Origin of the sequence: Archangium violaceum, from assembly GCF_016859125.1 — a bacterium.
Taxonomy (GTDB): domain Bacteria; phylum Myxococcota; class Myxococcia; order Myxococcales; family Myxococcaceae; genus Archangium; species Archangium violaceum_A.
Genome location: NZ_CP069338.1, coordinates 7202806 through 7214850, shown reverse-complemented (window position 1 = coordinate 7214850; position 12045 = coordinate 7202806). Strand labels below are relative to the sequence as shown.

Below are 12045 nucleotides of genomic sequence, written 5' to 3'. Positions count from 1 at the left end.
TACCCCGTCCCTCCATGAAGACGCTTCAGTCCTGGTTGCTCCTGCTCTGCCTGGCGATCGCCGCGCCCGCCCTGGCGCAGCGCCGCCCCGGCCCACCCGCACCCGCGGGCACTCCCGCCGAGCGGCAGATCTCCCCGTCCACCAATGGCCCCGAGGCGGGTGGCGCCAGCGTGCGGCCCACGCCCACGTGTGAGGAAGTCCGCCGCCGCGCCCGTTACGGCATCTACTTCGACAAGGTGGACATCGAGAAGCTGGTGCAGACCGTGTCGGACGCGACCTGCAAGACGTTCATCCTCCCGGAGAACGTGCGCGGGAAGATCTCCATCATCGGCCCGGAGAACGGGCGCGTGGAGGTGAACGCGGATCAGTTCTACGCCGCCTTCCTCGCGGCGCTCGACGCCAACGGCCTGGCCGTCTACCAGCACGGGCGCTTCCTGAAGATCGTCGACAAGCGCGCCGCCAAGCAGAACACCATCCCCACGTACGTGGATGGCGAGGACACGCCCTACACCGCCAACGAGCAGATGATCACCAAGCTGTTCCGCATCAAGAACGTGGAGGTGGAGCCCCTCCGCGGCGTGCTGCAGCAGCTGGTGTCCAAGGACGGCGACACCATCCCGTACCCGCCGGACATCATCATCATCAACGACGTGGGCTCCAACGTGCACCGCCTGGAGCGTCTGATCAATCAGCTCGACTCGCGCTCGGCCAGTGACGAGGTGCGCATCATCCAGGTGCAGTACGCCACCGCCGCGGACGTGGCCGCCACGGTGCAGAAGCTCTTCGAGCAGAAGGGTGGCCCCACCGCTCCGGGTGGCCGGACGCCTCGCGGCGCCCCCGCCCCCGCCGTGGTGACGCCGCCCGGTGGCAGCATGGGCGAGACCATGCCCATGGTCGGGGGCGGCGCCGACGGCGGTCCCGGCGGACCGGTCACCTTCTCGCAGATGATCCCCGACGAGCGCACCAACAAGCTCATCGTCGTGGCCAGCCCCGCCGCCTTCGAGCGCATCCAGAGCCTGGTGCGCGAGCTCGACATCCCCACCGCCGGCACCGAGCGCATCAACGTCTACCCGCTGGAGAACGCCAACGCGGAGGAGATCGCCAGCACGCTGCAGACGCTGTCGCAGGGGACCTCCACGGGCGGCCGGCCGCGCACGCCCATTCCGCCTCCCGGCGCGGCCCGCCCCGGCGGGACCACCGGTTCCGCCGAGCTCTTCGCCGGCGAGGTGAAGATCTCCGCGGACAAGGGCACCAACTCGCTCGTCATCATCGCCAGCCAGAGCGACTACCGCAGCCTCGTCCGCGTCATCCGCGAGCTGGACAAGCCGCGGCGCCAGGTGTTCGTCGAGGCCGTCATCATGGAGGTCAACCTGGACCGAAACAGCGAGTTCGGTTTGAACCTCCACAGCGGCTACGCGCTGAGCACGCCGGCGGGTCAGGGCTCGGGCATCATCGGAACCAACCACGGTGGCAGCGGCGTGCCGCCCTCCATCTCGCTGACCAGCCTGGCGGGCATGGGTGGCTTCCTCGCCGGCCTCCAGGGCCCCGTCATCCCCGAGCTGAAGAGCCTGGGCATCGACGTTCCCGCCTTCGGCGTGGTGCTGCAGGCGCTCCAGCAGAGCTCGGACGCCAACGTGCTCTCCACCCCGCACATCCTCACCAGCGACAACGAGGAGGCGGAGATCACCGTGGGCCAGAACGTGCCCTTCCAGTCGGGTTTCACGCCCTCCTCGCTGGGCTCCAGCCTGGGCGGCGTCACGGGCGGCACAGGCACCGGCACCGGCTCACTGCTCGGCGCCCTGGGTGGCCTGGGCAGCCTCTACGCGCCCATCACCCGCCAGAACGTGGAGCTCAAGCTCACCGTCAAGCCGCAGATCAACGAGAGCGACTTCATCCGCCTCACCATCACCGAGCAGACCGAGGAGATCGCCTCGTCGGACCCCGTGCTCGGCCCCACCACCTCCAAGCGCAGCGCCAAGACGACGGTGGTGGCGAAGGATCAGGAGACGGTGGTCATCGGCGGCATCATGCAGGATCGCACCATCGAGTCCGTCTCCAAGGTGCCCATCCTGGGTGACGTGCCCCTGCTCGGTCACCTCTTCCGGGACACCACCCGCCGCAAGACGAAGACGAACCTGCTGCTCTTCCTGACGCCCTACATCATCCGCGAGCAGTCGGACTTCCGGCGCATCTTCGAGCGCAAGATGGCCGAGCGGCAGCAGTTCGTGGAGCAGTTCTACGGCCAGGTGCCCGGCTACGACGTGCCGGTGGACTTCACCCGCAAGAGCGGGCCGCTGAGCCGCATGCGCCGGGTGGTACAGACCGAGGAGCTGAAGTTGGAGAACGGCGGCCCCGGCGTTCCGGGCGAGCGCATCATGCGGCCGGCCAGCCCCTCCCCCGCTCCCTCGCAGTCCGCCCCACGGGGCGGGGAAGTCCCGCCGGCGCAGGAGGGTTCATTGGCTCCAGTGCCGTCGGAGGAGCCGGTCCCCGTGCAGCCTCCGCCTGAGCCTCCTCCCGAGGACCAGGAGCAGTTGCGTATCCAGCCAGACACCGGGGACGAGAGATAGACCATGAGCCTGCTCGCTGATGCCCCACTCGCCAAGCCCGCGGTCGACGCCGCCACCCAGGTCGTCTCCCACGGCCCCGCCTTCCTGTGCGGCCGGCCGCTGGGGGAGATCCTCCGACACACGAGCGGTCTCACCGAGGAGAAGCTCCAGGAGGCGCTCCAGCTCCAGTCGGAGAAGGGCGGCCGGCTGGGCGAAATCCTGGTGGGCCTGAAGGTCATCGGCGAGGAGGACGTGGCCAAGGCGCTCGGCCTCCAGCTCGATCTGCCCTACCTGGCGCGCATCTTCCTCGAGGAGATCGACGCCGAGCTCATCAAGCGGGTGCCCATCAACTTCGCCAAGCAGGCCCGCATCCTTCCCCTCTCCGTGGAGGGGGATGCCGTGGCCCTGGCCGTGGCGGATCCGCTGGACACCACCGTGATGGACCACGCCCGGATGCTGCTGGGCCGGGACGTCAACCCGCGCATCGCGCTCGCCTCCACCATCGTGGACGCCATCAACAGCGTCTATGACCGGGCCACCAACGAGGCCGAGCAGCTCGTGGACGAGCTGGAGGCGCAGGACCTGGACTCGATCGCCCAGGAGATCGACGAGGTCAAGGACCTCATCGACGCGGAGGGTGACGAGGCCCCCATCATCCGGCTCGTCAACTCCGTGCTCTTCCGCGCCGCCAAGGAGCGCGCCAGCGATATCCACATCGAGCCCATGGAGCGCGAGCTCATGGTGCGCTTCCGCGTGGACGGCGTGCTGCAGGAGATCATCAAGCCGCCCAAGCGCTACCAGAGCGCCATCGTCAGCCGCATCAAGGTCATGGGGCAGCTGAACATCGCGGAGAAGCGCCTGCCGCAGGACGGCCGCATCCGCATCAAGCTGGCCGGCCGCGACATCGACATCCGTCTGTCCACCATCCCCACCACGTATGGCGAGCGCATCGTCATGCGCTTGCTCGACAAGAACACCACGCTGTTGGATCTGACCGAGCTGGGCATGGCCGCCCACACGCTGGAGGGCATGGAGCACGTCATCCGCCGCCCGCACGGCATCGTGCTGGTGACGGGCCCCACCGGTAGCGGCAAGACGACCACGCTCTACGGCGCGCTCTCGAAGATCAACACCCCGGACCTCAACATCCTCACCGTCGAGGACCCGGTCGAGTACCAGCTCAAGGGCATTGGCCAGATGGCCATCAACCCGAAGATCGGTCTCACCTTCGCCCAGGGCCTGCGCTCCTTCCTCCGTCAGGACCCGGACGTCATCATGGTCGGCGAAATCCGCGACAAGGAGACGGCGGAAATCGCCATCCAGGCGTCGCTGACGGGCCACCTGGTGTTCTCCACGGTCCACACCAACGACGCGGCCAGCGCCGTCACCCGTCTGGTGGACATGGGCGTGGAGCCCTTCCTCGTGGCCTCCTCGCTCACGGCCATCCTCGCCCAGCGTCTGGTGCGCCGCGTGTGCCCCGACTGCCGGGTGCAGTACACGCCCACCGACGAGGAGCTCAAGGAGATCGGCCTCACCCGCGCGCTGCTCAAGGAGCGCTACGGGCTGGAGAAGATCTACAAGGCCACCGGCTGCCCCTCGTGCAACCAGAACGGCTACCGCGGCCGTACCGGTATCTACGAGCTGCTGCTGGTGGATGACACCGTGCGCCAGCTCGCCCTGAAGAACGTCGACTCGTCCACCATCAAGAAGGCCGCCATGAACAATGGCATGCGCACGCTGCTGGACGACGGCGCGCGCAAGATCGCCCTGGGCGAAACCACCATCGCCGAAGTCCTCAGCATCACCCAGGAAGACCTCTAAAGAAGCCGCGCCCCACCGCTCCCGGAAGGGAGTGGCCCGGGGCGCGGTTCTACTGCGCGACCCACCATGCCAGTCTTCGAGTACAAGGCCCTTGATCAGGCCGGAAAACCCATCCGCGGGATGCTGGAAGCCGACTCGCCGAAGACCTTGCGCTCGCAGCTGCGCAAGGACGGCAAGTTCCTGACGGAAGTCATCGGCCAGGCCGAGGGCGGCCGGGCCGGTGTGCGCAAGGGCGCCAACGCGGCCCAGGCCGACCGCGAGGTGAACTTCTCCAAGCTGACCCGCGGCCGCATCACCACGGACGACATCGCCATCACCACGCGCCAGCTCGCCACGCTGCTGGGCGCGGGCGTGACGCTGGTGGAGTCGCTCACCGCGCTGGTGGACCAGGTCGAGAAGGAGCGGCTGAAGATCATCCTCTCGGACGTGAAGGGCCGGGTGAACGAGGGCTCGTCCCTGGGTGACGCGCTCGCGGTGCACCAGAAGGTCTTCGGCTCGCTCTACGTGAACATGATTCGCGCCGGCGAGCACTCGGGCGCGCTCGATACCGTGCTGATGCGGCTGGCGGACTTCACCGAGAGCCAGTCCAAGCTGCAGCAGAAGGTCATCGGCACGATGACCTACCCCGCCATCATGGTGGTGGTGGGCGTGGGCATCCTCACGATGCTGATGGTGGTCGTCATCCCGAAGGTCACGAAGATCTTCACCACGATGAAGGCCACCCTGCCCATCACCACCCGCATCCTCATCTGGGTGAGCACCTTCCTGCAGGACTGGTGGTTCATCATCTTCCCGGTGGTGGTGGGGACGGTCTTCGCCCTGACGTCCTACTTCCGCAGCCCCAAGGGCAAGCCCGTGTGGGACCGCTGGGCCCTCAAGGCTCCCATCTTCGGCGGCCTCCTGCGCCTGCTGGCCATCTCCCGCTTCGCCCGCACGCTCGCCACGCTCCTCAAGAGCGGCGTGCCGCTGCTCACCGCCATGGACATCACCAAGGCGGTGGTGACCAACTCGGTGCTCTCCGACGTGGTGGAGAAGGCCCGCGACGCCGTCCGGGAGGGCGAGAGCATCGCCGCGCCCCTCAAGCGCTCGGGGGAGTTCCCCCCGCTCGTCTACCACATGGTCTCCATCGGTGAGCGCTCCGGCCAGCTCGAGGACATGCTCCTCTCCGTGGCGGACAGCTACGAGAACCAGGTGAACGTGCGCATCGGCGCCCTCACCTCCATGCTCGAGCCCATCCTCACCGTGTTCATGGGCGTGATCATTGCATTCGTGGCGTTCTCGGTCCTGATGCCGATTCTGCAGGTGAACTCGGCCATCCGGTGACGGAGGCTTCCCGATGAACGACACGCTCGACCGGTGGATCCAGCGCGTCACCCTCGCGGCGCTGCTCGCCCTCGTGGCGACGCTGCTCACCGTGGGGGTGACCCTGTACGCCTCCGACTCCAAGGCCGGCACGGCGGCCGGCGGTACGTCCCAGAGCCAGGACTTCCAGGGCCAGGACATTTTGACAGGAACGACCCGTTAGACACCCGGTGGCTTGCCGAAAAGTCACGAGAGGAACGACATGAGCGACAAGAAGACGAAGCAGCAGCGCCGCCGCCGCGGCATGACCCTCATCGAGATCATGGTCGTCATCACGATCCTCGGTCTCATCATGGCCGCCGTGGGCGTGGCGGTGATTCCGAAGCTCGACGAGGCCAAGCAGGACACGGCCCGGCTGGACATCGCCAACATCCACAACGCGCTGAAGCTCTACTACACGAAGAAGGGCAAGTACCCCGACACGGGCACCGGCCTGCGCGCCCTCGTGGAGACGCAGAACCTGGAGAAGCTCCCCGTGGACCCGTGGGGCCACGAGTACGTGTACATGAACGAGGGTGGCAAGCCCGTCCTCATCTCCTACGGCGCCGACGGCACGCAGGGCGGCGAGGGTCCGGACGCGGACATCTCCTCGCGCGACACCGCGGCCCAGAAGTAGCAAGGAAGCGAACCGGACCCCGCGTCGGGCAGGAACGACCATGACCCTCGAGCACGCACCCACGCAGCAGCAGACCGAAGAGACGGCGCGCCCGTCCCGCGTGGGGCGGCTCCTCGTCGGCATCGTCATCGTCCTGGCCACCGCGGGGGCTTTCGGCATCGCCAGCCTCACGTTCGACAGGACGCTCAGTCCCCTTCAGCGCCAGGCGCGCGCGGAGATCCGCGGACTGGAGGGCTACTTCAAGTCCTACCACCGCATCACGGGGCGCTTCCCCTCCCAGGCGGAGAACTTCTATCCGCTGCTCCAGGTGGGGCTGCTGAAGGAGGTCCCGAACGATCCCTGGGGACGCGCCTACCAGTACCGGATGTCCGACAACGGGAAGGGCTACATCATGTCCTACGGCGCGGATGGCCTGCCCGGCGGGAGCGGAGAGGACGCGGACCTCATCAGCGGCGGCGTGCTGAACAACGCCATCGTGGGGACGCCCGAGCAGCAGGAGGCGGCCAGGGGAGAGCAACCATGAGCACCCTCGCCCAGCGCAGGGCCCGGGAGCGCGGACTGACCCTCATCGAGGTGTCCATCGCGCTCGGCATCGCCGCGGTGCTGTTCGCCGCCGTCACCGTCTCCATTGGCGCCATCACCGGCGCCAAGGCCAAGGCCTCCGCCAGCGAGCTGGCCGGCGTCATCCGCTCGCTGTACGACACCGCCGCGCTCAGCGGGAAGACGTGCCGGCTCGTCTTCGAGCTGCCCGATCCCAAGGCCGAGGAAGGCACCACGCGCTACCGCGCCGAGTGCGCCGCGGCGAACATCACCACCGCGCGCAACCGCGACGACATGCTGCGCGAGGAGAGCCGCGCGCGCGAGGACGACAAGCGCAACGCGGGGCGGAGCGACTCGCGCCGCAACTTCACCCGCGGCGACGACGACATGCCCGGTCTGGACGAGCTCCTCGCCCAGGAGGAGAACCGCGTGGAGGAGGCCGCGCGCTTCTCCGAATTCACCGCCGAGGAGCTCCGGCCGCGCGAGCTGCCCCAGGACGTCTCCGTCTCCGTGTGGACGCGCCACCAGCGCGAGCCCGCCGAACAGGGCGTGGCCTTCCTCTACTTCTTCCCCCAGGGCTTCACGGAGAAGGCCCAGGTCTACGTGCGCCAGGGAGAGAACGTCTGGACGCTCGTGGTGTCACCGCTGACCGGTAAGGTCTCCATCGTGGGCGAGGCCCTGGAGGTGCCCAAATCATGAGACGCACCCGTGGCTTCACCCTGTTGGAGACGGTGGTGGCGCTCGCCATCCTGGCGCTGGCGCTCATGGCCATCTTCGACATCAACTCCGGCGCGGTGGCCAACCACGCCTACGCCAAGAAGCTCACCGTGGCCACGCTCCTGGCCCGCTCGAAGATGACGGACCTGGAGCAGAAGCTCTACGACGAGGGCTTCTCCAACGACGATGACGAGGAGTCCGGCGACTTCTCCCAGGAGGGTTGGGACAACTTCAAGTGGCGGGCGAAGATCATCGCCCCGCAGACGGATGGAGTGTCGCCCGAGCAGCTCGTCGGCGCCATCTTCAACCTGCCCATCGGCGAGGGCGGAGACCTCAGTGGCATCGCCTCCATGTTCGGCGCGGGCGGGGGCAACGACGACAAGAGCGGCCCTTCCCAGACCACCGCCAGCCCCATGGCGGGCGCCATGATGGGCATGGCCCAGCCCATGTTCACGCAGATGGTGCAGCAGATCACCCAGACCGTCCGCGAGGTGCACCTGACCGTCTATTGGCGGGAGGGCACGCAGGTGGAGAGCCTGGACCTGGTCACCCACGTGGTATCGCTGGGCCCCGGCTCGGATCGCAACGGCGGCTTCTCGTCCACTCCCGGTGACAGCAGTGACGTCTCCAACCAGTGGGTGGACCCCGCCACCGGTTTCATCGTGCAGGGCGCCGTACCCGGCCCCAACGGCCAGATGATGCACCCGCAGACGGGCCAGCCGCTGATGCGGCGCTCGGACTGGCTCCAGCAGCGCGGGGGTGGCGCGGGCGGCATGGTACCGGGCGGAGGATTGCCGGGTGGGGGGAGGTTGAGCCGATGAAGCGTCAGGTGCGTCGTGGCTTCACGCTGATGGAGATCATGATCGCCGTGGCCATCACCGCCCTCATGGGCGCGATGGTGGGCATGGCCTTCCAGACGGGCTTCCACGCCAAGGAAGTGGTGGAGGAAGAGGCCGATCACTACCGCATGCTGCGCGCGGCCATGAACCGCATGGCCCGGGAGATCGGCTCGGCGTACGTGAGCGACCGCTACGACGGCCAGCGCTACCGCGATCAGAACGACCGGCCCACCAACTTCATCGGTGAGCAGGACCAGCTCACCTTCACCACCTTCGCCCATCAGCGGCTGTACACGGACGCCAAGGAGTCCGACCAGGCGATCGTGGAGTATTCCGTCCAGTCGTCCTCGGAACGAGGGGCCAACGGTCGCATGGATCTGATGCGCCGCGTGAATCCGAATGTTGAAGGCCGGATGGACCGTGGTGGAACCACGGATGTCCTCTTCGAGGGAGTGAAGCGGCTGGAGTTCGCCTACTGGGACTCCGAGCGCAAGGAGTGGGAGGACGAGTGGGACACCCGCCGGACCGAGCTGAAGTCCAAGCTCCCCACGCGTGTTCGGATCACCCTGGTGACGCTCGACGAGAACGGCAAGGAAGTGAGCTACACCACCCAGACCCGTGTGATGCTGAACACGGAGCTTCCCAGGTACTGATGATGACGAGCCCCAAGCACAGAGAGGCCCGGCGGGCAGGCGCCCGCCGCGATGCCCGGGGAAACCGCCGCCAGCGTGGCGTGGCGCTCATCATCGCGGTGGTGGCGATCACGATCCTCACCGTGGTGGCGACGGAGTTCGCCTACAACACCCGCGTGGACCTGCAGCTGGCGGCCAACCAGCGCGACGAGGTGCAGGCCATGTACATGGCCCGCTCCGGCGTGGCGCTCTCGCGGCTGCTGCTGCGCTTCCAGAAGCAGGTGGACCAGACGCCCATCCCCAATATCGGGGATCTCCTCAAGGGGCTCACCGGAGGCGGTGCGGCGCCTGGCGGCCAGCAGCCGGCCTCCTCGCTCAACATCCAGCTGTGGAAGCTGGCGCGTGTGGACTGCCATATGCTCAAGGGCCTGGTGCCGTCCGGCGGGGCGGATGGCGAGGAGGATGATGCCTCGGCCGCTCCCGTGCTCCATGAGGACGACGACGAGGTGTCGACCGAGCTGTCCCTGGCCCCCGCGAAGCGCTCCTTTGGCAGCTTCTCCGGCTGCTTCCTCGCCACCATCTCCGACGAGGAGGAGAAGCTCAACCTGCACCGCCTCAATGCCGGCAGCGGTGATGCGCTGCCCACCGTGCTGCGGCTGATAGACCTGCTCGAGGACAAGCGCTTCGAGTTCCTGTTCTCGCGCGAGGACGCCAACCGCGTGCGCGTCAACCCGCGGGACGTCATCATCGCCATCAAGGATTGGGTGGACGAGGACAAGATGCAGTCCCAGCTCAACCTCACCAGCGCGGTGGGCCCGTTCGCGGGCGGCTTCGCCGACGAGGGCTCGCCCTACAGCCGCTACGAGCCGCGCTACGAGCCGAAGAACGCCCGCTTCGACAGCCTGGACGAGCTGTACCGGGTGCACGGGGTGAACGACCGCTTCATGGCCGCCTTCCGGGACCGGCTCACCGTGTACCCGGACATCAACTCCAAGCCCAACGTCAACACGGATGATCCGATGATGATGTACATGGCCATCCGGTCGGCGGCGGACCCGGCGCGCCCGGACCCGCGGTTGAATGACCCTGTCTTCGTGCAGGAGCTCATCACCCGCATCCGCGCGGCGCGGGCCTTCAGCTTCTTCGGCACGAGCGTGGCGGACTTCGTGAGCACCATCGAGAGCGCGGGCATCGCCGTCAACCCCCAGCTCAAGGCGAACGTGGCCGGCAACCGGCTGCTGGGCGACAAGAGCACCACCTTCACCATCAAGTCCGTGGGAGAGGCGGGATCGGTCCAGAAGACGATCACCGCCGTGGTCCGGCTCGACGACGCGCTGGGCAAGCTCCTGTATTGGAGAGAGGAATAACGAATGGCCCGGATTCTTGGTCTGGACCTGGGCAGCCACTCCGTGAAGGGGTTGCTGCTCGATGCAACCACGCGAAACTCGGCCGTGAAGGGTTGGGCCGAGGTGCGCCGCGCCCCCGAGGGTGACCGTCAGGAGACGCTGCGCGCGGCGCTGCGCGAGCTGCTGGCGCGCCCGGAGCTGCAGCACGCCGATCAGGTGGTGGTGGCGCTGCCCGGCCCGTCGCTGGCCACGCACCAGCTCGCCCTGCCCTTCACCGATCCCAAGCGCATCGAGGCCACCATCCCCTTCGAGGTGGAGAGCCAGATTCCCTTCGACCTGGGCGACGCCGTCTTCGACTACCAGGTGGCCACGCAGGTGAAGGACAAGGGCAGCGAGCTGCTGGTGGGCGTGGTGCGCCGCGAGGAGCTGACCACGCTGCTCGAGATGCTGAACGAGGCGGGAGTGGACCCGCGCGTGGTGACGCACCCGGGCATCACCTACCAGAACCTGCTGATGCAGCAGCCTGGCCTCTTCGCGGGCCTGGACGCGGAGGCGGTGGCCATCGTGGACATCGGCCACGAGCGCACGACGGTGGCCATTGGCCGCCCGGGGATGGGCGTGGAGTTCGCGCGTACCTTCTCCGGTGGTGGACTGGGCCTCAGCCGCGCGCTGGCCACCGAGTTCCAGACGCCACTGCCGGAAGCGCACCACTGGAAGGAGGCGCACGGAGCGCTGGCGAGCGAGGCCCAGGCCCAGGGGCCGGATGGGGAGCGCGCCGCGGCGGCCTTCGTGCGCGGCCTGCAGCCGGTGCTGCGCGAGCTGCGTCCGTCCTTCAAGGCCTTCACCGCGCGGACCCGCCGGCAGGTGGGCGCCGTGCTGCTGTGCGGTGGCACCGCGCGCATGCCGGGCATCGCCGAGCAGCTGAGCAAGGACCTCGGGGTTCCCGCGCGCGTGCTGGCGCTGCCGCCGGAGTCCTCCGGCGCGGTGTCCGCCTCGGAGCAGCCGCTGGCGATGCAGGCGTATTCGCTCGCGCTGCGCGGCCAGGCCTCGGGCGCCAAGGCGCCGCGCTTCAACCTGCGCCGGGGCGAGTTCGCCTTCAAGGGTGACTACGACTACGTGAAGGACAAGGTGGGGTTGCTGGCCTCGTTCGCCGCCACCCTCCTCCTGCTGCTGATCGCCAGCGGCGTGGTGCGCAACTCCGTGCTGGCGCGCCGCGAAGCCCAGGTGGACGCCGTGCTGTGCGACGTCACCCAGCGCATCCTCGGCTCGTGCGAGAAGAACTACGACATCGCGCTCAACCGCCTCAAGGGCGTGGAGAGCCCGGCCGCGGCGCTGCCGAAGCTGTCGGCCGTCAACCTGCTGGCGGAGATGACGCAGCGGGTGCCGGCGGACGTTCCGGTGACGTTCGACCGTATCGACATCGACCTTGAGCGCATCAGCGTGCGAGGCCTCACGGACAGCTCCAAGCAGATCGACACCATCGCCTCGGCGATCAAGGGCCACCGCTGCTTCAAGGAAGTGAAGGAGGGCAAGGTGGAGAAGACGCGGGATGGCAACAAGGTCTCGTTCCGCCTGGACATACAGGTGCAGTGCCCCGAGCAGCCGCAAGGCGGGGAGGGCTAGGAC

11 protein-coding genes are annotated in these 12045 nt (G+C 68.0%); all 11 read left to right on the top strand.

The window, feature by feature from the left end:
• The first annotated feature begins 14 nt into the window (after window positions 1-14).
• The 11 genes from gspD (at window position 15) to JQX13_RS30880 (ending at window position 12042) form a co-directional block, all read left to right on the top strand.
• On the top strand, window positions 15-2567 hold the full coding sequence (gene gspD / locus JQX13_RS30930; RefSeq protein WP_203403074.1) for a type II secretion system secretin GspD: 2553 nt from the start codon (window positions 15-17) through the stop codon (window positions 2565-2567).
• A 3-nt stretch (window positions 2568-2570) separates the two neighbouring features.
• Complete coding sequence (gspE, locus tag JQX13_RS30925; protein WP_239013953.1) at window positions 2571-4367, top strand: type II secretion system ATPase GspE; 1797 nt, start codon at window positions 2571-2573, stop codon at window positions 4365-4367.
• Between the two features lie 66 nt (window positions 4368-4433).
• Window positions 4434-5690 carry a type II secretion system inner membrane protein GspF gene (gene gspF / locus JQX13_RS30920; RefSeq protein ID WP_203403073.1) on the top strand — a complete coding sequence of 419 codons (1257 nt, stop codon included), beginning with the start codon at window positions 4434-4436 and terminating at the stop codon, window positions 5688-5690.
• A gap of 13 nt (window positions 5691-5703) precedes the next feature.
• Window positions 5704-5892, top strand: coding sequence for a hypothetical protein (locus JQX13_RS30915; RefSeq protein WP_203403072.1), 189 nt, complete (start codon window positions 5704-5706; stop codon window positions 5890-5892).
• Window positions 5893-5931: 39 nt separating this feature from the next.
• Window positions 5932-6345: a type II secretion system major pseudopilin GspG gene (gspG, locus tag JQX13_RS30910; RefSeq protein ID WP_203403071.1), complete on the top strand. Its 414-nt coding sequence runs from the start codon at window positions 5932-5934 to the stop codon at window positions 6343-6345.
• Window positions 6346-6385: 40 nt separating this feature from the next.
• Complete coding sequence (locus JQX13_RS30905) at window positions 6386-6868, top strand: type II secretion system protein GspG (RefSeq protein ID WP_203403070.1); 483 nt, start codon at window positions 6386-6388, stop codon at window positions 6866-6868.
• Window positions 6865-7584: a pilus assembly FimT family protein gene (locus JQX13_RS30900; RefSeq protein ID WP_203403069.1), complete on the top strand. Its 720-nt coding sequence runs from the start codon at window positions 6865-6867 to the stop codon at window positions 7582-7584. Before JQX13_RS30905 ends, JQX13_RS30900 begins: the two co-directional genes overlap by 4 nt.
• On the top strand, window positions 7581-8423 hold the full coding sequence (locus tag JQX13_RS30895; protein WP_203403068.1) for a prepilin-type N-terminal cleavage/methylation domain-containing protein: 843 nt from the start codon (window positions 7581-7583) through the stop codon (window positions 8421-8423). The genes JQX13_RS30900 and JQX13_RS30895 overlap by 4 nt, the downstream gene beginning before the upstream one ends.
• A complete protein-coding gene (locus tag JQX13_RS30890; RefSeq protein ID WP_203403067.1) occupies window positions 8420-9094 on the top strand; it encodes a type II secretion system protein GspJ in 675 nt (224 codons plus the stop codon). The genes JQX13_RS30895 and JQX13_RS30890 overlap by 4 nt, the downstream gene beginning before the upstream one ends.
• Before the next feature lie 2 nt (window positions 9095-9096).
• Window positions 9097-10440, top strand: a complete 1344-nt coding sequence (locus JQX13_RS30885; RefSeq protein ID WP_203412279.1) for a general secretion pathway protein GspK — start codon at window positions 9097-9099, stop codon at window positions 10438-10440.
• Window positions 10441-10443: 3 nt separating this feature from the next.
• Window positions 10444-12042 (top strand): type II secretion system protein GspL, encoded by a 1599-nt coding sequence (locus tag JQX13_RS30880; protein WP_203403066.1) that lies wholly within the window; start codon window positions 10444-10446, stop codon window positions 12040-12042.
• Window positions 12043-12045 lie beyond the last annotated feature (3 nt).